Origin of the sequence: Intrasporangium flavum (assembly GCF_001956915.1) — a bacterium.
Lineage (GTDB): Bacteria > Actinomycetota > Actinomycetes > Actinomycetales > Dermatophilaceae > Monashia > Monashia flava.
In genome coordinates, this window is sequence record NZ_MLJO01000015.1 from 1 (window position 1) to 26065 (window position 26065).

Consider the following 26065-nt stretch of genomic DNA (forward strand, 5'->3'; position numbering starts at 1 on the left):
CGTCGCGCCGGTCCTCGACCTGACGACCCGCATCGAGCACCAGCGCGCCGATCTCGCCGACCAGGGCGCGCTGACGCCCGTGACCCCTCCGGCCACGGGCGCCCGCGCGTCGTTCGTGCTCGCCAGCTGAGGCGGCCCCTCCCTCAGTCGACGAGGCTGCCCCACGTGTTGTTGCCGACGACGCCGTCGACGACGAGGCCCACCTTGGACTGGTAGGACCGCACGGCGGTGTTCGTCGCCGGTCCGAACGAGCCGTCGACCGTCAGCGAGTAGCCGGCGTCGACGAGCTCGCGCTGCAGGCCCTTGACCGCCTCGCCGCTGCTGCCCTCGCGAAGCACCGGCAGGATCGAGTACCACGTGTTGTTGCCGACGACGCCGTCGACGGTGAGGCCGTGCGCCGACTGGTAGGACCGCACCGCTGACTCGGTGCCCGAGCCGAAGATCCCGTCGGCCGTGACCGACCGGCCCGAGGCGCGCAGCATGTACTGCAGGGTGCGCACCGCCGAGCCGCTGCTGCCGTTGCGCAGCACCGGCAGGCTCGTCTCGGTCGTGCCGCCGCCCGTGCCGCCGGTGCCGTACTTGGCGAGCACGTCGTTGGCGTAGGCGATGCGCTGCGTCGTCGCGCAGGTGCCACAGCGCTCGAACTTCTGCATGAACACCGTCGTGGCGGTGCTCACCGACGTCGACGCCCGCAGGTCGGCGAGGCCGTAGCCGGAGAAGGTCGTCAGCTCGTACCAGGTGAAGTCGAGCTGGGCCCCGAGCGCGTAGCGGCTGCGACCGCTGAGCCCGGCGTACCAGACCATGTTGTCGCGGCTGTCGGTGTCCCAGCGACCGCCCTCGGACCACTGGGCGATGCCCATGCCCGGGCCGCCGGCCTGGTTGGCGTACGGGTTGATCGGGCTGCCGGACTCCTGGATGAGGTTGCCGACGATGCCGGCGGACTGGCGCTCCGTGAGGCCCTTGGACACGAAGTAGTCGAAGGCGATCTCGTCGTTGCTGGCCGCCGACGCGCTCGGTGCCACGGCGACGCCGAGCACGAGCACGGCGACCGCCGCGAGCAGGCCGGACAACGTCCGGCGATGGGTCTTCATCGGTGGATCCTCCTGTGCGATCGAGTGGTTCGGGTACGGCTCACCTCAGGCGAGCAGCCTGCTCCACGTGTTGAGACCCACGACGGCGTCGGGGTCGAGGGCGTTCGCGGTCTGGAAGGACCGCACCGCCGAGGCCGTGCCGGAGCCGAAGACGCCGTCGACGGTGACGGTGTTGCCCTTGGCCGTCAGGGCCGTCTGGACGCCGCGGACCGCGTCGGAGGTCTGGCCCTGGCTGCACGTCACGGCGAGCGGCGACTCCCACGTGAGACGGCCGATGCTGCCGTCGGCCGTCAGGCCCTTGGACTGCTGGAACGACACGACGGCGGACTTCGTGCCGGGCCCGAAGGCGCCGTCCACCGACAGGCTGCGGCCGGAGTGGCGCAGCAGGTACTGCGCCGTCGTGACACGGAAGCCGGACGCCCCCTGCGAGAGTGTCGGCCACGAACGCGTCGGCGGCGGAGGGGGATTCGTCGTGCCGAGCTTGGCGGCCACCTCGGAACGCAGCTGGGGGAGCCTGGCGTACAGGGCATCTCCCGGGCAGTCGGTGTCGAGGAAGTCACGGTGGCCGTAGATGTCCTCCGGGCCCAGGCCGTAGGTCTGGCACAGGTAGGCGCAGAGGTTCACCAGGGCGGTCCACTGCGCGCTGGTCGGCAGGACCGTCATGTACGTGCCCTCGTTCTCGATGCCGATCGACGTCGAGTTCTGGCCCGTGCAGTGCGCCCCCAGCGGGAACACGCTGCTCGTGCCGGAGCCGAGGCCCTCGACCGAGCGGTGTCGGCCCTCGAGCGTGTAGCCGCCACGGCTGATCGTGAACTGCTGCCCCGAGTCGATCCAGCCGCGCGCGAAGTGCCACTGCTGGATGTTGCGGGCGATCGTGTACGCGGCGGCCTGCGAGTAGTCGGTCGTGTTCGCCGAGTCCGTGTGGTGCACGAGGATCTTCTGCGGCGGACCGACCATGCTGATGGTCGACGTCGCGGGCTGGGCGCCCCACGTGGCGCACCCGATGATGGCCGGCCGCGCGACGGCGGCGTTGGCCGGCCCGGCCTTGCCGACGGACAGGGCGCCGAGGCCCCCCGCGCCGAGCAGTCCTCCGAGGACCGCCCGGCGCGAGGGACGCGGGGCCGCGTTGGCGCTCAGATCCCGCACTGGGACGCGCTCCAGGTCTGGCCCGAGCGGATGTCGACGTGGGTGTGGTCCGAGTGGCCCGGGTAGCCCGGCCCGAAGATGCCGCCCATGCCGGCGTAGCGTGCGTTCTGGGCGATCTTGCACAGCGTCGTGCCGCTGTCGGCCGGCACGAGGTCGAGCGCCGTGCCGTACGTGTGCTGCCCACCACCGGTGCCGCCGACGCCGGCGTCGCAGGCCTTGTCGCGGAAGCCCGACGTGACGCGCAACGGGTGGTCGCCCATCCGGTGGCGCAGCGCCTCGGCCCGCCACATGACGCGCTTGAGGTTCTCCCGGGCGGTGGCCAGGGACACCGACCCGTTGCCGTTGAGGCCGCGGCCGCAGTTCTCGCTGGCCTCGGCGTAGCTGAAGTGGATCGGCGTGCAGTCGGGGTCCTGCAGCGCGTAGATCTTGGAGAACGTGGCGGGTCCGGCGACCCCGTCGGCCGCGAGGCCGTAGGCCGACTGGAAGTTCTTGACCGCGGTGGTCGTCTGGCCGCCGTACTGGCCGTCGATGGCCATGTTGACGCCGTAGCCGGCCCAGCCGGCGACGCGGATCTGCAGCTGGCTGACGTCCGAGCCCGACGTGCCGTTGCTCAGCGTGCGGCTCCACGTGTAGCACTCGTCGGCGTGCGCCGTCGGGGCAGTGGCGGTCACCGTGGCCGTGGCGACGGTGAGGCCGCCGATGGCGAGGGTCATGGCCGCGAGAGATCGGGCCAGTCGTGAGGTGCGCATGTGCGTGTCCTTTCGTGAGTTGCCGTGTCCCTGCGTCTCGAGCGTGTCCGAGCGGTCCGCGAACCGCGCGCCGAGCGGATGGGGAGCACTCCCCATCCGGCCGTCCCAGCGTCGCCACCCGCGCACCCGGGCGCCCACGCACTCCGACCCGGACATTGCGTTGTCCGGGCTCGCGCGACCCGGACACCGGCCGTGTCCGACCGGACATCCACCGGTGTCCGTGGGCCCGCGAGCGCCGGCGCGACACCGTCAGGGCAACGGCCGGCGATCCGCCGCCGGTACCGACCCGAGGAGGAACCCATGAACAGCAAGCTCGTCGCCGGAGTCGTCAGCGTGGCCGCGGCCGTCAGCGTCGGCGTCGCCGCCGCCCCATCGGCCCAGGCGTCCTCGATGTACGGCTGCAGCTACCCCAAGGTCTGCCTCAAGGACGGCAGCTACCAGTCCGGCACGGTGTTCTGGGGCGGGCAGGACACGATCTACCAGAACCTGCCCTCCTCGGGGCAGAACCGGGCCGACTCCGTCGTCAACACCCGCAACGACGACTCGGTGTGGCTGCTCGACACCGGCTCCTCGCCCGACCGGTACATCTGCATCCCGCGCAACACCGCCGTGAACCTCGGCGACTACACCCTGTCCGGCACGAACACCTGGGCCAACGACGTCGACACCGTGCGCATCTGGAGCGACGGCGGCACGTGCTCCGGCACCTACCACGTCGTCACCGGCACGGTGCCCGACGGCTGGCGCGGCTGAGCCGACCGGCCACGCGAGGGGCCCGGCGCGTCGCCGGGCCCCTCGCCGTGCTCTGCCCGGGCCCCGAGTTGCGAGGCCGTTGCCCCTCCCCCACGATTCGACTGCGGGACCCCGCAGGTCCCGTCTTCGCGCGGGCCGCCCTGCGGCCCAGACCGATCAGGGGACGGTATGGACGGAGATTTCGGTACGGCTCTGCGGCGGATGCGCCGTACGGCCGGGTTGACCCAGGAGGCGCTGGCCGAACGGTCGGGCCTCAGCGTCGAGGGCATCAGCGCCCTCGAACGGGGCCATCGGCGCTACCCACGCGCCGACACGGTCCAGCTGCTCGCGGACGGCCTCGGCCTCGCCCCCGATGACCGGGGTGCCCTCGCGGCCGCCTCCCGCCGACCCCGCGCCACCCCCACCACCGCCCGCCACGACGTCCCGCGGCAGCTGCCGGCGCGCGCACCCGCTTTCACCGGACGCGCCGCCGAGCTGGGGCGCATCACGGCGCTGCTCGCCGACCCGGAGCGGCGCGACTCCCCCGTCGTCGTCGCGGTCGTCGGGATGGGCGGCCTCGGCAAGACGACCCTCGCGGTACACGCCGCCGCGGCCGTCGTCGACGACTACCCGGACGGCCAGCTCTACCTCGACCTGCGCGGCCACGACGCCCGGGCACCGCTGCCGCCGCAGCGCGCCCTCTCCTTCCTCGTCGGCTCGCTCGGGGGCGATGCCGGCGAGGTGCCCGACGACGTCGACCAGGCGGCGGCGATCTTCCGCTCGCTCGTGTCCGGCTCGCGGCTGCTCATCGTCCTCGACAACGCCGCCGACGCCACCCAGGTGGAGCCGCTGCTGCCGGCGGCCCCGGGGTGCGCCGTTCTCGTCACGAGCCGGCGGGCGCTGACCGGACGCGTCGGCGTGCACCACGTGCCCCTCGACGTGCTGCCCGAGCACGAGTCCCGCCGCCTGCTCGACGAGCTCGTCGGCGCCGACCGCCTCGCCACCGACCCAGACGCCGCCGCCGAGCTCGCGCACGCGTGCGGCGGCCTGCCCCTCGCGCTGCGGATCGTCGCCTCGCGGCTGACCGCCCGCCCGTCGTGGCCGCTGGAGTTCCTCGCCTCGCGCCTCGCCGAGGCCCGCACCTGCCTCGGCGAGCTGCGCTGCGGCGACCTCGCGGTGCGCTCGAACATCGCCCTGTCGGTCGAGCACCTCGAGTCGAGCGAGGACCCCGTCGACGCCGCGGCCGCGCTCGTGCACCTGTGGTGCGGCCTGCTGCCCTCGGCGTCCCTCTCGGTCCCGGCCGTCGCCGCGCTCACCGGCCTGCCCGACGACGACGCGGCCACCGCGCTCGAGCGGCTCGCCGACGTCAGCCTCGTCGAGACGACGACGCCGGGCCGGTACCGCGTCCACGACCTCGTGCAGGCGGTGGCGCGCGAGCGGGCCGAGGCCACGCTGGCACCGCACGAGACGGCGGCCGCCCTCGAGCGGCTGCTCGCGTTCTACGTCGCCGTCGCCTGGCGCACCCGCCACCACAGCCGTGGCGTGCCCCGCGGCGTCGACGAGGCCGCCCTGACGGCGCCGTCCGGTGCGCTCGTCGAGAGCTCCGCCTGCCTCGACCTGCTCGTCGCCGACGCCGACCAGATCGTCGGCCTCGCCCAGACCTTCGCCACGGCCGACCACCCGGCCCGACGCCACGTGCCGTGGCTCGCCCTCGGGCTCATCACCTACTACGTCGCCCGCGTCGACACGGCCGGCTGGCCGGAGATGCTCGGGCTCGCCCTGGCGGCGGCCGCGGCCGAGGCGCCGGACGCGTCGCCGTCGCTCGTCGGGCACCTGCACGAGGACCTCGCCCTGGCCCTGAGCGGGCGGGGCGAGCACGCCGCCGCCCTCGAGGAGGCGCGCCGCGCCGCCGGCACCTTCCACGCCTGCGGCCACGCCTCGGCCGAGGCCGCGGCGCTCGGCACCGTCGCCATCGTCCTCGGACGCCTCGACCGCGTCGGCGAGGCCATCGAGCTGCGCACGCGGGCCCTCGAGCTGAGCGAGCGAGCCGGCGACACCCGGGCCGTCGCGGCGGCGCACCGCGACCTCGGGCTGCTCCACTCCCGACGCGGCGACCTCGCCACCGCCGTCGTCCACGAGCAGCGCTCGCTCGACCTCTACACGCGGATCGGCGTCCGGCGCGGCATCGCCATGGCGTCGGTCAACCTCGGCGTCATGCTCCGCGACAGCGGCCACCTCGAGCCCGCCCGCCGCCACATCGAGCAGAGCCTGGCCATCTACCGCGAGATCGGCGACCGCGCCGGCGTCACCGAGTCGCTCGACGAGCTCGGCTACTGGCACCTGGTCTCCGGCGACCCCGACCGCGGCCTCACGGTGCTGACCGACGGCCTGGCCCTCGTCGTCGCCGCCGACGCCGGGCAGTGGGAGGCGAGCATCCGCAAGCGGCTCGGCCTCGCGCTCCTGCGGCTCGGGCGCCGCGACGAGGCCGAGCAGCACTGGCACGCCGCGCTGCGCATCCACGTGCGGCGCGGTGAGTGGCGGGCCGTGGCCGAGGCCCGCCAGCTGCTCGGCACCGTCGCGGTCCCGGCGGCCTCAGCCCGGTAGCCGCGTCTCCTCGGCCCGCTCGACGACGTGGTCGACGAGGCCGAACTCGACCGCCTGACGGGCGGTGAGCACCTTGTCGCGGTCGGTGTCGAGGCGCAGCTGCTCGATGCTGCGCCCTGTGTGCCGGCTCAGCACCTCCTCGACCTCCGAACGGACGCGGAGCAGCTCGTCGGCCTGGAGGGCGAGGTCGCTGACGGTGCCCTGCCCACCGGCCGACGGCTGGTGGAGCAGGACGCGCGAGTGGCGCAGCGCGAAGCGCCGCCCCGGCTCGCCGGCCGCGAGGAGCACGGCCGCGGCCGACGCCGCCTGGCCCAGGCACCAGGTCGCCACCGGCGTCGGCACGTACTGCATCGTGTCGTAGATCGCCATGAGCGCCGTGAACGAGCCGCCCGGGCTGTTGACGTAGAGCGACACCTCGCGCTCGGGCGCGACATCGGACAGGTGGAGCAGCTGGGCCATGACGACGTTGGCCACGCCGTCGTCGATCTCGGTGCCCACGAAGATGATCCGCTCCTGGAGCAGCCGGCTGTAGATGTCGAAGCTGCGCTCGCCGGCGGGGGTGCGCTCGACGACGTAGGGGATCGTGTAGCTGCTCACCGCAGGCCCACCTTCCGCTCGACGCCCTGCGGCCGGACGTCGGCGAGCGAGGCGACGACGTGGTCGACGATGCCGTAGGCCTGCGCCTCCTCGGCGCTGAACCAGCGGTCGCGCTCGCTGTCGAGGGTGATCTGCTCGACGCTCTGGCCGGTGTGCTCGGCCTGCAGCTCGTTGACGCTGCGCTTGACGGCCTTGAGGTTGTTGGCCTGCACCTCGACGTCGGCGGCCGTGCCCTGGATGCCGGCCGAGGGCTGGTGCATCATGATCCGCGCGTTGGGCAGGGCGAACCGCTTGCCGGGCGTGCCGGCTCCGAGGAGGAACTGCCCCATCGAGGCCGCGAACCCGAGCGCCAGCGTCGACACGTCGTTGGGGATGACGCGCATCGTGTCGTAGATGGCCAGGCCCGCGGTGACGGAGCCGCCGGGACTGTTGACGTAGAGGCTGATGTCGCTGCGCGGGTCGCGCGCCGACAGGAGCAGGAGCTGGGCCGTGATCCGGTTGGCGACGGGGTCATCGACCTCGGACCCGAGCACGATGATCCGCTGGTGGAGCAGCTGCATCGACAGCTGGTCGTCCAGCGCGGCTGGTGCGAGTTGGTCGGTCATGCCCCCAGCGTGCGGCCCGACGCGTCGTCCGGAGGTGCGTCTCTGCCGCGGGCGGATACGCCCCCGGCGGACGGATCGCCGGGGGTCGGGGTCCGGGCACCGGTAGGTTGCCCTGCATGGAAGCCGACGTCGTCGTCGTGGGAGCCGGCCTGGCCGGGCTCGTCGCCACCGCCGAGCTCGCCGATGCCGGCAAGCGGGTGGTGCTCGTGGACCAGGAGGGCGAGCAGTCGCTCGGCGGCCAGGCGTTCTGGAGCTTCGGGGGACTGTTCCTCGTCGACTCGCCCGAGCAGCGGCGCATGGGCATCCGGGACTCCATCGAGCTGGCGACCCAGGACTGGATGGGCTCGGCGCAGTTCGACCGCGACGAGGACTTCTGGCCGCGCAAGTGGGCCGAGGCCTACCTGCACTTCGCCGCCGGCGAGAAGCGGGCCTGGCTGCACGACCTCGGCCACCGGCTCTTCCCCGTCGTCGGGTGGGCCGAGCGCGGTGACGGCCGCGCCGACGGGCACGGCAACTCCGTGCCGCGCTTCCACATCACGTGGGGCACGGGCCCGGGCATCGTCGAGCCCTTCGAGCGTCGGGTGCGGGCCGGCGTCGCGGCCGGACGCGTCACCCTCGCCCTGCGCCACCGCGTCGACGAGCTCGTCGAGTCCGGCGGCGTCGTCAGCGGCGTCCGCGGCGCGGTCCTCGCACCGGACGACGCGCCGCGCGGGCGCCCGACGAACCGCGAGGTCGTCGGCGACTTCGAGATCACCGCCCAGGCGGTCATCGTCACGAGCGGCGGCATCGGCGGCGACCACGACCTCGTGCGGAAGGCCTGGCCCGAGCGGCTCGGGACGCCACCGAGGCGGATGGTCGCAGGCGTGCCGGCGCACGTCGACGGCCGGATGCTCGGCATCACCGAGGCCGCCGGTGGCCGGGTCATCAACCCCGACCGGATGTGGCACTACACCGAGGGCCTGCGCAACTGGGACCCGATCTGGGACAACCACGGCATCCGCATCCTGCCCGGGCCCTCGTCGCTGTGGGTCGACGCGACGGGCCGGCGGTTTCCGGCGCCCTACTTCCCCGGGTTCGACACCCTGGGCACGCTCGGGCACATCATGCGCACCGGCCACGACTACTCGTGGTTCGTGCTGACCCAGAAGATCATCGAGAAGGAGTTCGCCCTCTCCGGCTCGGAGCAGAACCCCGACCTCACCGGCAAGGACGTGCGCCAGGTGCTCGGACGCGTCCGGCCGGGGGCGCCGGCGCCGGTCGAGGCGTTCAAGCGGCACGGCGAGGACTTCGTCGTCGCCGACACCCTCGAGCAGCTCGTCGCGGGCATGAACGCGCTGACGGGCGAGGACCTCGTCGACGAGACGGCGCTGCGGGCCACCATCGTGGCCCGCGACAACGAGATGGCCAACGACTTCGGCAAGGACGCGCAGGTCACAGCCATCCGCGGCGCGCGGAACTACCGCGGCGACAGGCTGATCCGCGTGGCCACACCGCACCGGCTCCTCGACCCCAAGGCCGGTCCGCTCATCGCGGTGCGGCTCAACATCCTGACCCGCAAGACCCTCGGCGGCCTCGAGACCGACCTCACCGGACGCGTCATGCGCGCCGGCGGCGAGCCGCTGCCGGGCGTGTACGCGGCGGGCGAGGTGGCCGGGTTCGGCGGGGGCGGGATGCACGGCTACAACTCCCTCGAGGGCACCTTCCTCGGCGGCTGCCTCTTCAGCGGCCGCACGGCCGGGCGCTCCGTGGCGGCGGCGCTCTGACCGGCGGACGCTCGCTACCCAAACCGAACCCCAGCCCTTATCTTTACCCCGTGAATTCATCGCAGGCATCCCCCGGCTCGCAGGCGTCACTGCGCGAAGCCAACCGCCTGCGCGTCCTCGAGGCCCTGCGCGACCAGGGCGCCATGACCCAGGTCGAGATCGCCGGCGCGACCGGGCTGTCCCCGGCGACCGTCTCGAACATGGTCAAGGAGCTCGACGCAGCGGCCGTCGTCGAGCTGGCCCCGAGCATCCGCAACGGCCGCCGCGCCGTCCTCGTCAAGCTGGCGACCGGCAACACGCTGCTGGCCGGCATCGCCTTCGGCGACCGCGACGTGCGCGTCGCCGTGGCCACCGGACCGCGCGACGTCATCGGGCGCCAGCGCATGCCCCTGCCGAAGGACCACGCCGCCGACGAGGGCATGGAGCGCGCCGCCCGCCTGCTCCACGACCTCGTCGAGAAGGCCGGTCGCGAGATGCCCGACATCAAGGCCGTCGGTGTCGGGATCCCCGCCCCGGTCGACAGCGTGACGGGCCAGGTCGGGTCCGAGAGCATCCTGCCCGGGTGGCGGGGCGTCGACGTCGCCGACGAGATGAGCGGGCGCATCGGCGCCCCCGTGTCGGTCGACAACACGGCGAATCTCGGCGCCCTCGGTGAGCTGAGATGCGGTGCGCTGCAAGGGATCTCGGATGCGGCCTACATCAAGCTCTCCTACGGCGTCGGGGCCGGGTTGGTGCTCGGCGGCGAGCTGTTCCGCGGCCATGCCGGCACGGCCGGCGAGATCGGCCACCTCACCATCGACGAGCACGGCCCGATCTGCCGGTGCGGCAACCGCGGCTGCCTCGAGACCTTCATCGGGTCGCCGGCGCTGACCGAGGCGCTGGCGGGCTCGCACGGCCGCCTGACGCTGCGCGACCTCGTGGCGCGCGCCCTCGACGGCGACATCGGCTGCCGCCGGGTCCTCGAGGACGCCGGACGCCACCTCGGGGTGGCCGTGGCGGGCCTGGTCAACCTGCTCAACCCCCAGGTCGTCGTGGTCGGCGGCCAGCTCTCGGCCGTCGGCGACCTCATCACCGACCCGATGCGCCGCGCGCTCGAGCGCAGCGCGATCCCGAGCGCCGCCGCGTCGGTGGAGATCCGTCGGTCCGAGCTCGACACCGACGCCGACGTCGTCGGCGCGATCGTCGCCGCGGAGGCGCTCCACGCGTCCCGCGAGGGCCTCATGGTAACGATTACGTCCACTTCTTGAATTCAAGGCTTGACGCCAAGGCCGCGCACACGCTGTACTCCGTACGGCCGCACCACCGAGGTTGCCGGCGCAAGAACAAGGGAGTTCCACACCATGCGTGCTCGCTCGACCCGTCTGGCCGGCCTCGTCCTCGCCGCCGGCCTCGGCATCACCTCGCTCGCCGCGTGCGGCGGCAACAGCAACGGCTCGACCTCCGGAAGCAGCGGCGGGGCAGCCGCCGGCGGCAAGAAGATCGCCCTCCTGCTGCCCGAGTCGAAGACCACCCGCTACGAGACGTTCGACCGCCCGCTCTTCGAGGCCGCCGTCAAGGCCTCGTGCGCGGACTGCCAGGTCATCTACAGCAACGCCGACCAGGACGCCAGCAAGCAGCAGCAGCAGGCCGAGGCCGCGCTGACGCAGGGCGCCAACGTCCTCGTCCTCGACCCGGTCGACGGCAAGGCCGCCGCGTCGGTCGTCGCCAGCGCCAAGAGCAGCGGCGTCCCCGTCGTCGCCTACGACCGCTTCATCGACGGCGCCGACTACTACGTGTCCTTCGACAACGAGACCGTCGGCAAGCTGCAGGCCCAGACCCTCGTCGACCTCGTCAAGAAGAGCGGCAAGACCTCCGGCGACCTCGTCATGATCAACGGCTCGCCGACCGACCCGAACGCCGCCGACTTCAAGAAGGGCGCGCACAGCGTCATCGACGGCAGCGGCTTCAAGGTCGCCGCCGAGTACGACACCCCGGACTGGAGCCCCGACAAGGCCCAGCAGTGGATGGAGGGCCAGATCTCCGCGGTCAAGGGCAGCCTCGTCGGCGTCTACGCGGCCAACGACGGCACCGCGGGTGGCGCGATCGCGGCCCTCAAGGGTGGCGGCGTCAACCCGCTGCCGCCGGTGACCGGCCAGGACTCCGAGCTGGCCGCGATCCAGCGCATCCTCACCGGCGACCAGGCGATGACGATCTACAAGCCGATCAAGCCCGAGGCCGAGGCTGCCGCCAAGGCCGCCCTCGCCCTCGCCGCCAAGGAGACGCCGGAGAAGTCCGGCGACTTCAAGGGCATCGCGGCCACGATCCTGGACCCGATCGCCGTGACGAAGGACAAGATCAAGGACACCGTCGTCAAGGACGGCATCTACAAGACCGCCGACATCTGCTCCGGCAGCGCCGCGTCCGCCTGCGCGGCCGCCGGCATCAGCTGACGCACTCCGGGTGCGGGCGGCGCCGACCGGGCCGCCCGCACCCCCGCTCCCCTCCACCGGCACCACCCTCCCGCTCCCTCTCCGACCGAAGGACGGCCCCATGACCGGCACGACCGCCACCACCTCGCCGCCACCTGCACCGACGCAGACGGCCGTGCTCTCGCTGCGCGGCATCTCCAAGCGCTTCGGTGCGGTCCAGGCCCTCTCGAACATCGACTTCGACGTCAACCCGGGCGAGGTCGTCGCGCTCGTCGGCGACAACGGCGCCGGCAAGTCGACGCTCGTCAAGACGATCGCCGGCGTCTACACGCCTGACGCCGGCACCATGGAGTTCGCCGGATCGCCCGCGACGGTCTCCTCCCCCGCCGAGTCGCAGCGGCTCGGCATCGCGACGGTCTTCCAGGACCTCGCCCTGTGCGACAACCTCGACGTCGTCGCCAACCTCTTCCTCGGCCGCGAGCTGCGCACCGGCCGGGCCCTCGACGAGGTGCGGATGGAGCAGGAGAGCTGGCGGCTGCTGCGCCAGCTCTCGGCCCGCATCCCGTCGGTGCGCATCCCCGTCGCGAGCCTCTCCGGCGGCCAGCGCCAGACGGTCGCCATTGCACGCTCGCTGCTCGGTGACCCCAAGGTCGTCATGCTCGACGAGCCCACCGCGGCCCTCGGCGTCGCACAGACCGCGGAGGTGCTCAACCTCGTCGAGCGCCTGCGCGAGAACGGGCTCGGCGTCATCCTCATCAGCCACAACATGAGCGACGTCATGGCCGTCGCCGACCGCGTCACCGTGCTCCGGCTCGGGCGCAACAACGGAACGTTCGACGTCAGCCGGACCAACGTGCAGGAGATCATCGCCGCGATCACCGGCGCCACGACCAACGCGGTGTCCGAGCGGGCCTCCCGGCGCGCCCAGGCCGAGCCGACCGAGACGCAGGAGCAGCAGTGAGCACCACGACGCCCGACCCGACGCGCGACGCGACCACCGCCGAGCCCGCCCCGGCCCCGGCGCTGCCGGCCGACCTGCAGGACGAGCGCCTCATCGCCGAGGCCGGCGTCGCCGGCGCGGCCCGCGCCTTCCTCGCCCGGCTGCGCAGCGGCGACCTCGGCGCGCTGCCGGTCGTCGTCGGCCTCGTCATCATCTGGGTCGTCTTCCAGAGCCTCAACGACGCGTTCCTGTCGCCCCGCAACCTCGTCAACCTGACGCTGCAGAGCGCGGCCATCGGCACCATCTCGATCGGCATCGTGCTCGTGCTGCTGCTCGGCGAGATCGACCTGTCCGTCGGCTCGATCAGCGGCCTCGCGGCGGCGATCGTCGCGGTCGGCACCGTCGAGCGCGGCTGGCCGGCGGTCGTCGCCATCGTCGCGGCGATCCTGGCCGGCACGGTCATCGGCATCGCCTACGGCGCGATCTACACCCGGTTCGGCGTGCCGAGCTTCGTCATCACGCTCGCGGGCCTGCTCGGCTTCCTCGGCCTGCAGCTCAAGGTCCTCGGCGAGACCGGCTCGATCAACCTGCCGTTCGACTCGGGCCTGGTGAAGTTCGCCCAGCAGACGTTCCTGCCGCCCGTCGTGGCCTACGTCCTCGCACTGCTCGTCGTCGCGGCCTACGCGGCGACCCGCCTGCGGGCCAACGCCCGCCGTGACGCCGCCGGCCTGTCGACGACGCCGGTCGGCTTCGTCGCCGCGCGCACCGCCGGCCTCGCGCTCGTCCTCATCGCGCCCATCGCGGTGCTCAACCAGGACCGTGGCGTGTCGGTGATGTTCCTCGTGTTCCTCGCGCTCGTCGTCGTCATGGACTTCGTGATCCGCCGTACCGGCTGGGGCCGCTCGGTCATGGCGGTCGGTGGCAACGTCGAGGCCGCCCGTCGGGCCGGCATCAACGTGCGACGCATCTACCTCACGGTCTTCGCGCTGTGCTCGACGTTCGCGGCGGTCGGCGGCATCTTCGCCGCGGCTCGCCTCGCGGCCGCCAACCAGAGCAGCGGCGGCGCCGACACCAACCTCAACGCCATCGCCGCGGCCGTCATCGGCGGCACGAGCCTCTTCGGCGGACGGGGCTCGGCCTACGCGGCGCTGCTCGGCATCCTCGTGATCCAGTCGATCAGCAACGGCCTGGCCCTCATCAACCTCGGCTCCCCGGAGCGGTACATGATCACCGGCGCGGTGCTGCTCCTCGCCGTGACGGTGGACGCGCTGAGCCGGCGCAGCCGGGCGGCCCACGGGCGGGCCTGACGCGCCAGTCGCGTCGGGCGTGCCGGGGTCGGCACGAGACCTTCGCCGACGGTCGGTCGGCGGGGGCGGGAGGAGGGCCCGGCGGTGGGAGACCACCGCCGGGCCCTCTGGCGTCCGCGAACTCAGCGCGGCGACGGCTGCCACTCGCGCCGCAGCAGTCCGTGGACCCACGAGTCGGAGACGACGCCGCCGACGACGCAGTCCTCGCGCAGCGTCCCCTCGAGGACGAACCCGAGCTTCTCGAGCACCCGGGCCGAGGCCGGGTTGCGGGTGTCGACCTCGGCCTGGACGCGGTTGAGGTCGAGGGCACCGAAGGCCCACTCGAGCAGGGCCCGGGCGGCCTCGGTGGCGTAGCCGTGCCCCCACGCGGCCTCGCCGAGGCAGTAGCCGAGCGACGCGCTGCGGAAGTCGGGGTTCCACCGGTTGAGGGTGATCCACCCGAGGAAGACGCCGTCGTCGGCACGCTCGAGGACGAGCCGCACGCCGGTCCCCTCCTCCTCCATCCGGCGGCTCACGTCGAGGAACTTCTGCGCCCGGGCCGGGTCGGTCCACGGCGGCGAGTCCCAGTAGCGGAGCACCGTCGCGTTGCTCTGCAGGGCGTAGAGGTCGCCGGCGTCGGTGTCGGCGAACGGGCGGAGCCGGAGGCGGGCGGTGGCCAGCGTGGGAGCAGGCAGCGTCATGCGCGTCATGCTCTCCCCGCGACCACCGCCCGGGCAACCGAGTTCCCTGCGGCGCAACGCCCCTCAGCCGACCGGCACCTCCGGCCGCACGGGGGACACGGCCTCGGCGAGCGGAGCGGAGGCCCCTCGTCGTCCGGCGGCCGTCGCGGAGAGGAGCACCACGAGGCCGAGGCCACTCAGGGCCGCGCCGACCCACAGCGGCGAGGTCCAGCCGAGGCCCGCGGCGATGGCGAGGCCCGAGAGCCAGACGCCGAGGAAGTTGCCGACGTTGAAGGCGGCGATGTTGGTCGAGGAGGCCATCGTCGGGGCGGCCGACGCGTGCTCGAGCACCCGCATCTGCAGGCCGGGCACCGTGGCGAACCCGAAGAAACCCATGGCGAGGAGCATCGCGGCGGCGCCCCAACGGCTGCCGGCGAGCAGGCCGAAGGCGACGAGGGAGGCGCCGAGGGCGATCGTCAGGGTCACGAGCGTGCGGGTCAGGGCGCGGTCGGCCCAGCGGCCACCGAGGAGGTTGCCGGCGAACAGCCCCGCCCCGAAGAGCACGAGCAGCCACGGCACGGCCGACTCGCCGAAGCCGGACACGCGGGTCAGCAGCGGCTCGACGTACATGAACGCCCCGAACATCCCGCCGAAGACGAGCACCGTCATGGCGAGGGAGTACCAGACCTGCGCCGAGCGGAACGCCGCGAGCTCGGTGCGCAGCGACGCCGCTCGCCCCGTGCCGCCCGGGGCGTGACCCGCCACCGGCGCGTCGGGGACGAGGAGTGCGATCCCGGCGAGGGCCACGACGCCGACGACGGCGATGACCGCGAAGGTGGCCCGCCAGCCCCACTGCTGCCCGACGAAGGTGCCGAGCGGGACGCCGAGGACGTTGGCGAGCGTCAGCCCGCCGAACATGATCGAGATGGCGCCGGCCTTGCGGTCGGCCGGCACGAGCGAGGCGGCGAGCACCGAGCCGATGCCGAAGAAGGCACCGTGGGCGAGGGCCGCGACGACGCGTCCGGCGAGCAGGGCGGCGTAGCCACCCGCGAGGGCGGAGGCCGCGTTGCCGACGACGAAGAGCACCATGAGGGCGAGGAGGGCGCGCTTGGGGCGCCAGGCGCCGATGAGCGGCGTCAGACCGAGGGCGCCGACGACGACCGCCAGCGCGTAGCCGCTGACGAGGTAGCCGGCCGTCGGGATCGTGACCGCCATGTCGGTGGCGACGGCCGAGAGCAGGCCGGCGATGACGAACTCGGTGAGGCCGATGCCGAAGCCACCGAGGGCGAGGGCGATGAGGCCGAGGGGCATGCGAGGAGTCCTTCCGGGAGGACGCGGGAGCGTCGGGGCGCGTCGTTGTCGTCGCCGATAGGCCGCGTGTGCAACTAACTGACCGGATCGAAGTTAGTTGCACACGCGGGATATTGCAAGCGCGGGTTAGAATGGACGCATGGGTATCGCCGACTCCGCCGTGGAGGTGCGCGCCAACGGGTGGCGCACGCTCGCGGCGCTCCACGGGCACATCGAGGCCGCGCTCGAGCGCGAGCTGAGCCGCGAGCACGGCGTCTCCGCCGTCGAGTTCACCGTCCTCGACGCCCTCTCCCGCCAGGACGGCTGGCACATGCGGATGTCGCAGCTGGCCCGCGCCGCCGCCCTCTCCTCCTCGGCCACGACCCGCCTCGTCAACCGGCTCGAGGAGCGCGGCCTGCTGACCCGCGTCCTCTGCGCCGACGACCGCCGCGGCATCTACACCGAGCTGACGGCGAGCGGCCGGAGCCTGCACCGGGCCGCGTCACCGACCCACGACCGCGTGCTCGAGGCCTCGCTCGAGCAGGCCCGCGAGGTGCCCGAGCTCGCGCCCCTCGTCGACTTCCTCCACGCGCCGGCGTCAGCGTCAGCGGCTGCGACGCGTCGCTGAGGCTCAGGCCTCGGGACGCTCCCGCACCGGCTCGCCGACCACGCGGCGCACGAGGTCGGGGGCCGAGCCGTCGACCCACGCCTCGAGCCGGGCGTGCAGCCACGGCACGAGGGCCCACGTCGCGAACCACACGACGAGCACGCCCACGGCCACCCCGGTGACGACGTCGTGCCAGTAGTGCGCGCCCGTGACGACGCGCGAGACGCCGACCGCGATCGCGACCGGGACGGCGAAGCGCCACCACGTCGGGGCGAGCACGACGACGGCCGTCGCGAGCGACGCGGCGATGACGGCGTGGTTGCTCGGCCACGAGTAGTCGCCCGGCGGCGGGCAGGCCGCGAGCGGGTGCACGGCGAGGGTGCGGCACGGCCGCTCCTCCCCCACGAGCGACTTGACGACCTCGCTCAGCACGTACGCACCGACCGTCGTGACCGCGGCAGCGACCGCGACCGCGACGTGGTCGAGGCCACGCGACCGGGCCCGCCACGCGAGGAAGGCGGCCGCGCCGAGCAGCACGATGATGCCGAGCTCGCCGACGACCTCGAAGAGCGCACCGAGCGGTCCGGGCAGGGCCGTACCGAACGCCGCGGTCGCCCGGTACAGGGGCTCGCGCGCCACGGTGAGCAGCAGGACGAGGACGAGGCACCCGCCCACGGCGGGCAGCACCCCGGAGCCGCCGATGCGGCGGCGGACGTCGGCGGTGCTGCTCGGGCGAAGAGACATGGGCACGACCGTAGGCCACCAACCTGACAGCCGCCTGCCACCCCCCGTACAGGCGGCGTCCACCTCGGTCGAGACCACGCCCTAGAGGCGGCCGCGGATCGGGGTGCGCTCGACCGGGTCGCCCTCCTCGGGCATCACCATCTCGGCGCGGACGCCGAGCAGGCGCACCTCACGGTCGGGGTCGAGGCGCCCGGCCAGCTCGACGGCGGCCGCGACGACCGCGTCGAGCTCGGTGGTGGGCGCCGGCAGCTTGCGCGCCTTGGTCTGGGTGAAGAACGGGGCGTACCGCACCTTGAGGGTGACCCGGAAGACCGGGCGCCCCTCCTTGACGGTGTCCTCGAAGACCTGGGCGGCGAGCACCCGCACCGCCTCCTGCACCTGCGCCGGCGTCGTGAGGTTCTCCTGGTACGTGGTCTCGCGGCTGTGGCCGCGCGCCACCCACGGCGAGTCGTCGACGACGGCCGAGCCGAGCCCGCGACCGAGCTGGTGGTACCAGACGCCCATCCGCGGGCCGAGCTCGCCGACGAGGACGGACTCGTCGGCATCGGCCAGCTGGCGCACCGTGTGGATGCCGTGGGCCGCGAGCCGCTTGGACACCTTGGACCCGACGCCCCAGAGGTCGACGGTCGGCCGCTCGCCCATGACCTCGAACCAGTTGTCGCGGGTGAGCCGGAAGACGCCGCGGGGCTTGCCGAACCCGGTGGCGATCTTGGCGCGCACCTTGTTGTCGCCGATGCCGACCGAGCAGTGCAGGTCGGTGGCCTCGAGCACGGCCTGCCGGACGCGGGCGGCGAAGGCCTCCGGGTCGTCGGTGTCGACGCCGAGGAACGCCTCGTCCCAGCCGAGCACCTCGACGACGACGCCGAGCGAGCGCAGCGTCTCCATGACCCGGCCCGACGCCTCGGTGTACGCCTCGGCGTCGACGGGAAGGATGACGGCGTCCGGCACCTTGCGCGCCGCCAGCCGCAGCGGCATCCCCGACCCGACGCCGTACTGCCGCGCCTCGTAGCTGGCCGTCGAGACGACGGCTCGCTCGGTGGGGTCGCCGCGACCGCCGACGATGACTGGCCGGCCGGCGAGCTCGGGGTGGCGCAGCACCTCGACGGCGGCGATGAACTGGTCGAGGTCGACGTGGAGCACCCAGCTCGTGGCGGGGGCGGCGCCGTCGGTCATGTCGCCATTGTGCCCACGGCCACCGACGACCCGACGGCTCAGGACCCGCCGATGCGCTTGCCGCGCTTGAAGGTGTAGGTCTCGTGCGTCTCGACGTCCGCCCGCTCGGGCACCCCGGCGGCCGGGTCGGGGTCGACCCGGGAGGGGTCGAGGACCGGGCCGACCGACGCGTCGCCGCCCGGGGCGTCGGGCTCGTCCCAGTCCTCGACGGCGGCGGGTGCCGCTGCGTCCTGGGCCTCGGCCGCGACGACGACCCCGTGGTAGAGCATGAGCGCGGCGAGCGCCGTGACGAGCCACGCCGACACCTCGAGCCCGAGGCTCGTGTGGGCACCGCCGAGGTCGGAACGCAGGACGTGGAGGACGGCCGCGACCCCGCCCACGAGGGCGGCGCCGACGAGCCACAGGGCAGCCGAGCGCCGCGTCGTTGTGCTCACGGGGTCACTCTCGCACAGCACCGCCCGTGCGGGACGTGGGTCCGGCGCGACGTGCCGGGCTGCCGGCTCAGCGGGTCGCCCGAGCGGCCTTCGCCGCGCTCTTCGCCGCAGCCTTCGCGTCCGACTTCGTCGCCCCGGCCACCTGCTTGGCCACCTGCTTCGTCGCCTTGGCCGCCTGCTTCGTCGCCTTGGCCGCCTGCTTCGTCGCGTTCTTCGTCGCGCCCGGAGTGACGGCCGCGGCCGGCTTGGCAGGCTTGGCCGTCTTCGCAGGCTTGGCCGTCTTCGCCGGCTTGGCCGACTTGGGGGCGGCCGGTGCCGTCGTCGCGGGAGCGGTGAGGCCGGTGGGCGTCGCGGGCAGTGCGCCCGTGCCGGCCACGGCGGCCAGGCCGCCGAGTCCCGGCTTCGGGGCGAACGCGTCGGTGGGCAGGATCGGCGCCGACGGCGTCGCCGCGGCGCGCACGACCTCGGCCGTCGCACTCGCGTGCGACGCGCTGCTGCGCGGGGCCGGGGCCGCCGACCCGCCGGCGGCGTGCCGGCTCGGCGGCACGAGCGTGCCGGTCACCGACGGGACCGCGCTGAGCTCGGTGCTCGTGCGGTGCGGCGTGGTCGGCGCCACCGACGCGGACGCCGACGGCGTCGCGGCATGGCTGGAGGCGATCGCCGAGGAGACGGGGACGGGGACGCCGTGCTGGACGGCGTCCTCGCGGCGGGCCGCGGCGTCGACCGAGCCGAGGATGAGCGCGCCGACGGCCACGACGAGCAGGAGGCTGCCGCCGCGCAGGCCACCGACGTGGTGGAGCGTCAGGCGGCCGAGGATGATCGCGGCGGACGCGGCGAGCAGCGTCGAGACGCCGAGGACGACGAGGCCCCCGGTGGGGCCCCCGATGAGCGTGCCGAGCACGACGAGGGCGGCCATCAGTGTGAAGCCGAGGCCGGAGCCCTCGGGGAGCCGGCGACGGCGCGGGCGGGCGAGCAGGTCGACGGTGTCGCGCGGCGCGATGACCGGGCGCGACGGGAGGGTGAAGGCGGCGTCGTCGGCCTCGACGAACGGGCGCGTCTCGTCGTCACCGGTGAGGTCGACGTCGGCGCGCTCGGGCGCCCGGTCGGCGCCGAGGGCGCCATCGGCGGACGCACCGGGTGCACCCGGCTCGGGCAGCGCTGCGGCCCAGAGGTGCCAGCCGCGCGGAGGGACGGGCCACTCGGGGTCGGGCAGGAGCCGCTCGCCGGTCCCGGCGCCCACCGGCACGAGGGCGCGGTCGAGCGAGAGATCGAGCGCCATGCGGTGCATCGTCGTCGTCCTGGACATGTCCGGACCCCCTCCACCCCTCACGATCGGGACCCTCGACCCGACCCCCGCGGACCGTCCCACCGGTCCGTCAGGCTCGAGCGTACGGGGAAAGTCACGAAATGTCCCGCAAAAGGTAAAAGAATGGTCAAGTGCGGCGGATCACGCCCCGCCATCGTCGTGCACGGGGTATAGGCGTCCGGTGAGCCACGCCGCAGTCTGGTCGGCGAAATGTGGGTCGCCCTCGACCCCGGAGGCGCCGATCGGCACGACCCAGCGGCTCGCCGAGCGGTCCGCGAGGTCCCACACGTACCGCGCGACCGGACCGCCGTAGGCACGGTCGGTGACGCCGGGGGCGCTGGCCGCCGCGAGGACGCAGCCCTTGTCGCCCGGCACGGGGTCGGGCGACACGGACGGCGCACCACCGACGCCGTCGAGCGCGTGGAGCGGGTCGAGGCGGTGCCGGTCGCCCCACATGGCGTCCGGGCCGACCGACCCGGCGGCCCGCTCGAGCGCGACCCGGACCCCGACCGAGACGTCGATGCCGAGCGCGTCCGCCCCCTCGACGAGCGTGTGCCAGCCGGCACCGAGCTGGCCGAACGGGTTGGTCCACGCCGCGAAGATCCTCGAGTGGCCGAGGGGTTCGCGCACCGCCGCGAGCTGCGGCTGCTCCGCGAACCAGTGCACGAGCGCCGTGCGCCAGGCCGCGAAGAGCGCGGCCGCGTGGCTGTCGACGTCGCTGTGGCCGTCCCACGCGAGGAGCGTCTCGCGCGCCGCGGCCGCCCGGCCGTCGACCACGGCCGCCTCGACGAGCGGACGCATCGGCTCGGCCTGGCCGTTGAGGGTGTCGACGTGGATCGCCGCGAAGTCCAGGGCGGTGAGGTCGGTGCGGTCGCCGACGAGGGCGCGGATCCGCTCGGCCCGGAAGGGGGTCGCGTAGTCGACGCCGAGGCCGCCGCCGCTCGCCCGGTCGTTGGCACTGACCATGACGTCGTCGACGTCGGTCACCGGTGGCGTGCGGTAGCCGCGCCACGCGTGGCGGGGGTCCCACGCCGGCACCGGCAGCTCGAGGGCCGAGGGGTCGCGGTCGGGCACGCGGCCGGCGACGACGTGCCGGACGCGTCCGGTCGTGTCGGCGACGAGCCCGCTGTTGACCGGCTCGACCCAGCGCGCGAAGGCCGCCTCGACGTCGTCGACGCTGCGGGCACGCAGCAGCGGCAGCAGCGCCGAGAAGCCGAGGTCCTCCTCGACGGAGGTGGGCGTGCGCAGGCTGTAGGCCGGCGGGTGGCTGCGCCGGGGCGCGGACGCGGGGTCGCCGCCCGCCGCCACGTGCTCCGCGGCGGCCCGGTCGAGCTCGGCCTCGAGCCCGGTGACGACCGGCCCGCGACGCGTCACGACGACGGGCACGACGACGTCGTCGCCGCCACGCACCCGCACGACCTCGCTCGAGGCGTCGACCGGCTCCCAGCCGTCGACACCGCGCACCTCGAGGACGAGCCCGCCCGACGCGTCGTGGCCGGTGACGCGCAGCGACTCGGTCGTGAGGTCCTGGTAGTCGGCCATGGCGTTGGTGATGCCCCAGGCCACGGTGCCGGTGTGCGCGAAGTGCTGGACGCCGGGCACGCCCGGGAAGGTGAACCCGACGACGTCGAGCTCGGGACAGGCGAGGCCCACCTGCTGGTAGCAGCCGGGCAGCTCGATGGTGCGGTGCGGGTCGCCGGCGATGAGCGGCAGGCCACCGGCCGTGCGGTGACCGGCGACGACCCACGCGTTGCTGCCGGAGCGGTCCGAGCCCTCGGTGCGCAGCAGCGGCACGACCTCCGCCCCGAGCCGCGCGGCGACGTGGGCGTTGAAGAGCTTCGAGGGGAAGGTGCCGAAGAGCAGGTGGATGCCCCAGAAGATCCCGAGCGGGGTCCACGGCTGCCACGGGCGCGGGGCCGCGGCGTACTCCTCGAGGCCGAGCGATCGGATCTCGGATGCCTTCGAGAGCCCTTCTGCCAGAGTCGAGCTGACGCCGTCGACGTAGGCGGCGAGCCACTCCTGGGTCTCCGGGTCGAGCTTCTCGAAGCAGCGGCGGACCGTGTGCTCGAGGCGCACCTGGCGCGCGAACCGGTCCCAGTCGAGGCCGTCGACCCCGACGTGCTCGGCCGTGCGTCCCTCCATCCGCCAGCGGTGGTGCTCGATCTGCCAGGCGCGGTCGAGCGCGGTGACCTGCCCCTGCAGACGGGCCAGCTCGATGACGTCGTCGGCCCACAGGTGCGGCACCCCGAGCGGGTCCCGACGGACGCGTGCCGTCACCTCGCGTCCTTCAGCCGGCCCCACGCGTGCCAGCGGTCTACCTCGACGCGCGCCGTGACGCGCGGGCGGTCGCGCACCCGGTACGGCTTGCCGGTGTAGTGCCGTGCGATGCGGTCGATGTCGCGCAGGTCGGCGTCGTCGAACAGCTCGACGACGTGGCCCTGGAGGCTGACGTGGGTGATCCAGTCGTCGGGGTCGATGGCGCTGAGGGCGACCCGCGGCTCACGGCGCAGGTGGGCCAGGCGGGTGCGGCCGGCGTCGAGGTTGACGACGACACGGCCCTCCTCGAAGAGGTACCAGGTGGGCACCGAGACGGGCTGGCCGTCGCGGCGCACCGTGCTCATCGTGGCGTGGTTGGGACGGGCCAGGAACTCGGCGACCTCGCCGGGCAGGGGCGGACGGCTCACGACGCGTCAGCCCTGCCCGCCGTGGGACAGGTGGGCCTCGACCTGGCGGAAGAACGCGTCGGCGAGGCGCATGTACTGCTGGAGGGTCAGGCGGACGGGGTCGCCCGGCGCGAGGCGCAGCACGGTGCGCGCGGGGTCGAGCGGCGAGCGCGGGTCGGCGACGAACGTGCCGCCGTCCTCCATGAGCGACCGGACGACGGCCCGCACCTCGTCGACGGCGCCCCCGCGGCCGAGGAGGGCTCGCGACCGCTCGCCGAAGTAGCCCTCGAGGACGATGAGCATGTTGTTGAAGTACTCGTACTCGAGCGAGGCGAGCGCCCCCTCGAGGAGGTCGACGTCGGCGTCGCCGTGGTCGCGCGCCGCCTGGGCGACCTCGCGGAACATCGCCGCCTGGGTCTCCGAGCGGGAGCGACACGCGTCGACGTAGTCCTGCTCGCTGTCGTCGTAGTCGCGCATCCCAGCCATGGGATCCAGCGTAGTCAGTCGACGAGGCTGCCCCACGTGTTCGTGCCGACGACGCCGTCGACGAGCAGGCCGTTCGCCTGCTGGTAGGAGCGCACGGCCGAGTCGGTGGCCGGCCCGAAGGACCCGTCGACGGTCAGCGCGTAGCCGGCGTCGACGAGCTCGCGCTGCAGGCCGGTGACCGCGTCGCCGCTGTCGCCCTGGCGCAGCACCGGCAGGATCGAGTTCCACGTGTTGGTGCCGACGATGCCGTCCGAGCCGAGCCCGTGCGCCGACTGGTAGGAGCGCACGGCGGAGTCGGTGCCCGCGCCGAAGACGCCGTCGGCCGTGACCGCGTAGCCGCGCGAGCGCAGCAGGTACTGCAGGGTGCGGACCGCGGTGCCCTGGCTGCCGCTGCGCAGGGTCGGCAGGGCCGTCTCGGTGGAGCCGCCACCGCCGCTGCCGCCTGTGCCGTACTTGGCCAGGGCGTCCTTGGCGTAGGCGATGCGCTGGGTCGTCGCGCACGTCCCGCACCGCTCGAACTTCTGCATGAAGACCGTCGTGGCGGTGTCGACGCTGGTGGCGGCGCGCAGGTCGGCGAGGCCGTAGCCGGAGAACGTCGAGAGCTCGTACCAGGTGAAGTCGAGCTGGGCGGTCAGGTCGTAGCGGCTGCGACCGCTCTGCCCGACGTACCAGACCACGTTGTCGCTCGCGTCGTGGTCCCACCGGCCACCCTCGCTCCACTGCGCGATGCCCATGCCGGGCCCGTTCGGCTGGTCGGCGTACGGGTTGATCGGGCTGCCGGACTCCTGGATGAGGTTGCCGACGATGCCGGCCGACTGGTTCTCGGTCAGACCCTTGCCGACGAAGTAGTCGAAGGCGATCTCGTCGTTAGAGGCGGCGGACGCGCTCGGTGCCACGGCGACCCCGAGGACGAGCGCGGACGCGCCCGCGAGGACGGCGGTGAGCACCCGGCGGGCGCGGGTCGGGCGTGCGAGGCGGTGCATGGGGTGTCCTCTCGGGGCCGGTCCGGTTGCCTGGTCCGCCACAGGACACTGGCACCGGATCGAGGCCCTCGCCACTCGAGACGGGGCCCGGCGCCGGACGCTACGTTGGGCGCATGGCGGATCGGCGGGAGCGCAACGTGCTCGGCGGCGACCTCGAACCCTGCGGCACCGACCCGCTCACCGGCTTCTACCGCGACGGCTGGTGCACGACCGGCCCCGAGGACCGCGGCAGCCACACGATCTGCGTCATCGCGACCCGCGAGTTCCTCGACCACCAGCGCGCCGTCGGCAACGACCTCGTGACGCCGCGGCCCGAGTGGCGCTTCCCGGGGCTGACGCCCGGCGACCGCTGGTGCGTCGTCGCCGCGCGCTGGCTGCAGGCCCAGCAGGACGGCGTCGCGGCCCCGGTGTTCCTCGCCGCGACGCACGAGCGCGCGCTCGAGGTCGTGCCGCTGCAGCTCCTGCAGGACTACGCCGCCGACATCCCCGACGACCCGAGCTCGCTGCTGTGAACGCGCCGACGCCCTTCACCGCCGGGGAGATCCGCGCCGGCTGCCCCGACGGCCGCACCATCACGCTGCTCGTCGAACCGGCCGGCGGCGAGCCGTTCCGGCGGGTGAACCGCTACCGCGACGGGGACGCCGACGGCGTCACCGTCGACCGCTGGACCCTCGGGCCCGACGGCGCGCCGGCCGGCGAGGTCGAGGCCACGCGGTCCACGTGGCTCGAGCTGCAGGCCCACGCGTCGTTCCCCGAGGAGGTCACGACGGTGACGCGCGAGACCGTGACGCTCCCGCTCGGCGAGGTGGAGACGTTGCGCTACCGGGTCGGCACCGGCGCGGACGCGGCCACGTTCTGGTTCGCCCCGGCCCACCCCGGCATGCCGGTCCGGTACGAGTCGCCTTCTGCCACGGGCGGCGTCGACCGCACCACCGTCGAGTCCGACCGGATGTCGTGATGGGTGCGCCCCCGAGCGGCGTGCTCCCCGAGCTCGTGCCCGACTGCTCCCGCTGCTTCGGCCTCTGCTGCGTGGCGCTGCCGCTGACCCGCTCGGCCGACTTCCCCGTGGACAAGCCCGCCGGGGAGCCGTGCCGCAACCTCCTCGCCGACGACCGGTGCGGCATCCATGACCGGCTCCGCGAGACGGGTTGGAAGGGCTGCACCGTCTTCGACTGCTTCGGCGCGGGCCAGCAGGTGTCGCAGGTGACCTTCGGCGGGGTGTCGTGGCGCGACGCCCCGGGCACGGCGGCGTCGATGTTCGCCGTCCTGCCGGTGCTGCGCCAGGTGCACGAGGTGCTCGCGCTGCTCACCGAGGCGGCCGGGCTCCTGGCTCACGGGGCGTCGGCGGCGCCGGGCGACCCACTCGGCACGGAGGTGGAGGGGCTGGTCGACGAGGCGGTCGGCCTCAGCGGTGCCGACGCCCAAACGCTGCTCGCCCTCGACCTCGACGCCCTGCGACGACGCGTGGGCCCGGTGCTCGGACGCGTCAGCGCCCTCGTGCGCGCGTCGGCGCCCGGTCCGCGCGGGGTCCCGGACCGCAGGGCGCGGCCCGGGGCCGACCTCGTCGGCGCGGACCTGCGCGGTGCGGACCTGCGCGGCGCCGACCTGCGCGGGGCGCTGCTCATCGCCGCCGACCTGCGTGGGGCGGACCTGCGCCGGGCCGACCTGCTCGGCGCCGACCTGCGCGACGCCGACCTGCGGGGCGCCGACCTCGAGGGGGCACTCTTCCTGACGCGGCCGCAGCGCGCCGCGGCCCGCACCTGAGCGGTCGGGTGACC

Annotated in this window: 26 protein-coding genes; 11 read left to right on the forward strand and 15 right to left on the reverse strand. The window is 74.0% G+C overall.

The genetic code is table 11. The annotated features are described in order from the left end of the window. Window positions 1-143 precede the first annotated feature (143 nt). The 3 genes from BIV28_RS12590 to BIV28_RS12600 are packed head-to-tail and all read right to left on the reverse strand — an operon-like array spanning window position 144 to window position 2986. A complete protein-coding gene (locus tag BIV28_RS12590) occupies window positions 144-1091 on the reverse strand; it encodes a phage tail tip lysozyme (protein ID WP_076262346.1) in 948 nt (315 codons plus the stop codon). Window positions 1092-1136: 45 nt separating this feature from the next. After that, complete coding sequence (locus tag BIV28_RS12595; RefSeq protein WP_083707311.1) at window positions 1137-2237, reverse strand: peptidoglycan recognition protein family protein; 1101 nt, start codon at window positions 2235-2237, stop codon at window positions 1137-1139. Further along, window positions 2225-2986 carry a M15 family metallopeptidase gene (locus BIV28_RS12600; protein ID WP_083707312.1) on the reverse strand — a complete coding sequence of 254 codons (762 nt, stop codon included), beginning with the start codon at window positions 2984-2986 and terminating at the stop codon, window positions 2225-2227. Before BIV28_RS12600 ends, BIV28_RS12595 begins: the two co-directional genes overlap by 13 nt. Before the next feature lie 300 nt (window positions 2987-3286). Here BIV28_RS12600 and BIV28_RS12605 point away from each other — a divergent pair, with 300 nt between their 5' ends. Together BIV28_RS12605 and BIV28_RS12610 are read left to right on the forward strand one after the other, a co-directional pair. Continuing rightward, window positions 3287-3739 carry a hypothetical protein gene (locus tag BIV28_RS12605; RefSeq protein ID WP_076262348.1) on the forward strand — a complete coding sequence of 151 codons (453 nt, stop codon included), beginning with the start codon at window positions 3287-3289 and terminating at the stop codon, window positions 3737-3739. A 168-nt stretch (window positions 3740-3907) separates the two neighbouring features. After that, complete coding sequence (locus BIV28_RS12610) at window positions 3908-6322, forward strand: helix-turn-helix domain-containing protein (protein ID WP_083707313.1); 2415 nt, start codon at window positions 3908-3910, stop codon at window positions 6320-6322. Here BIV28_RS12610 and BIV28_RS12615 read toward each other — a convergent pair. Together BIV28_RS12615 and BIV28_RS12620 are read right to left on the reverse strand one after the other, a co-directional pair. Continuing rightward, complete coding sequence (locus BIV28_RS12615) at window positions 6311-6919, reverse strand: ClpP family protease (RefSeq protein ID WP_076262352.1); 609 nt, start codon at window positions 6917-6919, stop codon at window positions 6311-6313. The two genes, BIV28_RS12610 and BIV28_RS12615, sit on opposite strands and share 12 nt — an antisense overlap. Next, a complete protein-coding gene (locus BIV28_RS12620; RefSeq protein ID WP_076262353.1) occupies window positions 6916-7524 on the reverse strand; it encodes a ClpP family protease in 609 nt (202 codons plus the stop codon). Before BIV28_RS12620 ends, BIV28_RS12615 begins: the two co-directional genes overlap by 4 nt. A gap of 116 nt (window positions 7525-7640) precedes the next feature. On the opposite strand from BIV28_RS12620, the gene BIV28_RS12625 reads away from it, so the two are divergent. From BIV28_RS12625 to BIV28_RS12645, 5 genes are all read left to right on the forward strand, one after another. Then, window positions 7641-9287, forward strand: a complete 1647-nt coding sequence (locus tag BIV28_RS12625) for an FAD-binding dehydrogenase (protein ID WP_076262355.1) — start codon at window positions 7641-7643, stop codon at window positions 9285-9287. A 50-nt stretch (window positions 9288-9337) separates the two neighbouring features. After that, window positions 9338-10534: an ROK family transcriptional regulator gene (locus tag BIV28_RS12630; RefSeq protein ID WP_076262357.1), complete on the forward strand. Its 1197-nt coding sequence runs from the start codon at window positions 9338-9340 to the stop codon at window positions 10532-10534. 93 nt (window positions 10535-10627) lie between these two features. Next, complete coding sequence (locus BIV28_RS12635) at window positions 10628-11716, forward strand: ABC transporter substrate-binding protein (RefSeq protein WP_076262359.1); 1089 nt, start codon at window positions 10628-10630, stop codon at window positions 11714-11716. 100 nt (window positions 11717-11816) lie between these two features. After that, window positions 11817-12656 carry an ATP-binding cassette domain-containing protein gene (locus tag BIV28_RS12640; protein WP_076262360.1) on the forward strand — a complete coding sequence of 280 codons (840 nt, stop codon included), beginning with the start codon at window positions 11817-11819 and terminating at the stop codon, window positions 12654-12656. Beyond that, on the forward strand, window positions 12653-13942 hold the full coding sequence (locus BIV28_RS12645; protein ID WP_076262362.1) for a sugar ABC transporter permease: 1290 nt from the start codon (window positions 12653-12655) through the stop codon (window positions 13940-13942). Before BIV28_RS12640 ends, BIV28_RS12645 begins: the two co-directional genes overlap by 4 nt. Before the next feature lie 122 nt (window positions 13943-14064). On the opposite strand, the gene BIV28_RS12650 is transcribed toward BIV28_RS12645, so the two are convergent. Together BIV28_RS12650 and BIV28_RS12655 are read right to left on the reverse strand one after the other, a co-directional pair. Next, the gene (locus BIV28_RS12650) at window positions 14065-14622 is read right to left on the reverse strand and encodes a GNAT family N-acetyltransferase (protein ID WP_076262499.1); all 558 of its coding nucleotides are present in this window, start codon (window positions 14620-14622) and stop codon (window positions 14065-14067) included. A 63-nt stretch (window positions 14623-14685) separates the two neighbouring features. Continuing rightward, complete coding sequence (locus BIV28_RS12655; protein ID WP_076262364.1) at window positions 14686-15912, reverse strand: MFS transporter; 1227 nt, start codon at window positions 15910-15912, stop codon at window positions 14686-14688. 139 nt (window positions 15913-16051) lie between these two features. On the opposite strand from BIV28_RS12655, the gene BIV28_RS12660 reads away from it, so the two are divergent. Further along, window positions 16052-16519: a MarR family winged helix-turn-helix transcriptional regulator gene (locus BIV28_RS12660; protein ID WP_076262366.1), complete on the forward strand. Its 468-nt coding sequence runs from the start codon at window positions 16052-16054 to the stop codon at window positions 16517-16519. 3 nt (window positions 16520-16522) lie between these two features. Here the strand turns inward: BIV28_RS12660 and BIV28_RS12665 are convergent, their stop codons facing one another. From BIV28_RS12665 to BIV28_RS12700, 8 genes are all read right to left on the reverse strand, one after another. After that, window positions 16523-17242, reverse strand: coding sequence for a phosphatase PAP2 family protein (locus BIV28_RS12665; protein WP_076262368.1), 720 nt, complete (start codon window positions 17240-17242; stop codon window positions 16523-16525). Between the two features lie 81 nt (window positions 17243-17323). After that, window positions 17324-18415, reverse strand: a complete 1092-nt coding sequence (locus tag BIV28_RS12670) for a DNA polymerase IV (protein ID WP_076262370.1) — start codon at window positions 18413-18415, stop codon at window positions 17324-17326. Between the two features lie 38 nt (window positions 18416-18453). Then, window positions 18454-18849, reverse strand: coding sequence for a hypothetical protein (locus BIV28_RS12675; protein ID WP_076262372.1), 396 nt, complete (start codon window positions 18847-18849; stop codon window positions 18454-18456). 67 nt (window positions 18850-18916) lie between these two features. Then, a complete protein-coding gene (locus BIV28_RS12680; RefSeq protein ID WP_207555961.1) occupies window positions 18917-20155 on the reverse strand; it encodes a hypothetical protein in 1239 nt (412 codons plus the stop codon). Window positions 20156-20296: 141 nt separating this feature from the next. Continuing rightward, window positions 20297-22432, reverse strand: coding sequence for a penicillin acylase family protein (locus BIV28_RS12685; RefSeq protein ID WP_083707314.1), 2136 nt, complete (start codon window positions 22430-22432; stop codon window positions 20297-20299). After that, window positions 22429-22839 carry a TIGR03618 family F420-dependent PPOX class oxidoreductase gene (locus tag BIV28_RS12690; RefSeq protein WP_076262378.1) on the reverse strand — a complete coding sequence of 137 codons (411 nt, stop codon included), beginning with the start codon at window positions 22837-22839 and terminating at the stop codon, window positions 22429-22431. Before BIV28_RS12690 ends, BIV28_RS12685 begins: the two co-directional genes overlap by 4 nt. 6 nt (window positions 22840-22845) lie before the next feature. Beyond that, on the reverse strand, window positions 22846-23304 hold the full coding sequence (locus BIV28_RS12695; RefSeq protein ID WP_207555962.1) for a hypothetical protein: 459 nt from the start codon (window positions 23302-23304) through the stop codon (window positions 22846-22848). A 14-nt stretch (window positions 23305-23318) separates the two neighbouring features. After that, on the reverse strand, window positions 23319-24287 hold the full coding sequence (locus BIV28_RS12700) for a phage tail tip lysozyme (protein WP_076262382.1): 969 nt from the start codon (window positions 24285-24287) through the stop codon (window positions 23319-23321). Between the two features lie 113 nt (window positions 24288-24400). Here BIV28_RS12700 and BIV28_RS12705 point away from each other — a divergent pair, with 113 nt between their 5' ends. The 3 genes from BIV28_RS12705 to BIV28_RS12715 are packed head-to-tail and all read left to right on the forward strand — an operon-like array spanning window position 24401 to window position 26051. Next, on the forward strand, window positions 24401-24799 hold the full coding sequence (locus tag BIV28_RS12705; RefSeq protein WP_076262384.1) for a DUF2237 family protein: 399 nt from the start codon (window positions 24401-24403) through the stop codon (window positions 24797-24799). After that, a complete protein-coding gene (locus BIV28_RS12710) occupies window positions 24796-25245 on the forward strand; it encodes a hypothetical protein (RefSeq protein WP_076262386.1) in 450 nt (149 codons plus the stop codon). The genes BIV28_RS12705 and BIV28_RS12710 overlap by 4 nt, the downstream gene beginning before the upstream one ends. Continuing rightward, complete coding sequence (locus BIV28_RS12715) at window positions 25245-26051, forward strand: pentapeptide repeat-containing protein (RefSeq protein ID WP_076262388.1); 807 nt, start codon at window positions 25245-25247, stop codon at window positions 26049-26051. The genes BIV28_RS12710 and BIV28_RS12715 overlap by 1 nt, the downstream gene beginning before the upstream one ends. The last annotated feature ends 14 nt before the right edge of the window (window positions 26052-26065 follow it).

What these genes read in the sequence shown, in the direction of transcription:
- BIV28_RS12680 (WP_207555961.1), bottom strand. Translation starts at nt 20,155, where the DNA reads ATGTCCAGGACGACGACGATGCACCGCATGGCGCTCGATCTCTCGCTC.
- BIV28_RS12665 (WP_076262368.1), bottom strand. Translation starts at nt 17,242, where the DNA reads ATGTCTCTTCGCCCGAGCAGCACCGCCGACGTCCGCCGCCGCATCGGC.
- BIV28_RS12605 (WP_076262348.1), top strand. Translation starts at nt 3,287, where the DNA reads ATGAACAGCAAGCTCGTCGCCGGAGTCGTCAGCGTGGCCGCGGCCGTC.
- BIV28_RS12650 (WP_076262499.1), bottom strand. Translation starts at nt 14,622, where the DNA reads ATGACGCTGCCTGCTCCCACGCTGGCCACCGCCCGCCTCCGGCTCCGC.
- BIV28_RS12655 (WP_076262364.1), bottom strand. Translation starts at nt 15,912, where the DNA reads ATGCCCCTCGGCCTCATCGCCCTCGCCCTCGGTGGCTTCGGCATCGGC.
- BIV28_RS12635 (WP_076262359.1), top strand. Translation starts at nt 10,628, where the DNA reads ATGCGTGCTCGCTCGACCCGTCTGGCCGGCCTCGTCCTCGCCGCCGGC.
- BIV28_RS12625 (WP_076262355.1), top strand. Translation starts at nt 7,641, where the DNA reads ATGGAAGCCGACGTCGTCGTCGTGGGAGCCGGCCTGGCCGGGCTCGTC.
- BIV28_RS12695 (WP_207555962.1), bottom strand. Translation starts at nt 23,304, where the DNA reads ATGGCTGGGATGCGCGACTACGACGACAGCGAGCAGGACTACGTCGAC.
- BIV28_RS12620 (WP_076262353.1), bottom strand. Translation starts at nt 7,524, where the DNA reads ATGACCGACCAACTCGCACCAGCCGCGCTGGACGACCAGCTGTCGATG.
- BIV28_RS12590 (WP_076262346.1), bottom strand. Translation starts at nt 1,091, where the DNA reads ATGAAGACCCATCGCCGGACGTTGTCCGGCCTGCTCGCGGCGGTCGCC.
- BIV28_RS12610 (WP_083707313.1), top strand. Translation starts at nt 3,908, where the DNA reads ATGGACGGAGATTTCGGTACGGCTCTGCGGCGGATGCGCCGTACGGCC.
- BIV28_RS12700 (WP_076262382.1), bottom strand. Translation starts at nt 24,287, where the DNA reads ATGCACCGCCTCGCACGCCCGACCCGCGCCCGCCGGGTGCTCACCGCC.
- BIV28_RS12640 (WP_076262360.1), top strand. Translation starts at nt 11,817, where the DNA reads ATGACCGGCACGACCGCCACCACCTCGCCGCCACCTGCACCGACGCAG.
- BIV28_RS12660 (WP_076262366.1), top strand. Translation starts at nt 16,052, where the DNA reads ATGGGTATCGCCGACTCCGCCGTGGAGGTGCGCGCCAACGGGTGGCGC.
- BIV28_RS12600 (WP_083707312.1), bottom strand. Translation starts at nt 2,986, where the DNA reads ATGCGCACCTCACGACTGGCCCGATCTCTCGCGGCCATGACCCTCGCC.
- BIV28_RS12670 (WP_076262370.1), bottom strand. Translation starts at nt 18,415, where the DNA reads ATGACCGACGGCGCCGCCCCCGCCACGAGCTGGGTGCTCCACGTCGAC.
- BIV28_RS12705 (WP_076262384.1), top strand. Translation starts at nt 24,401, where the DNA reads ATGGCGGATCGGCGGGAGCGCAACGTGCTCGGCGGCGACCTCGAACCC.
- BIV28_RS12715 (WP_076262388.1), top strand. Translation starts at nt 25,245, where the DNA reads ATGGGTGCGCCCCCGAGCGGCGTGCTCCCCGAGCTCGTGCCCGACTGC.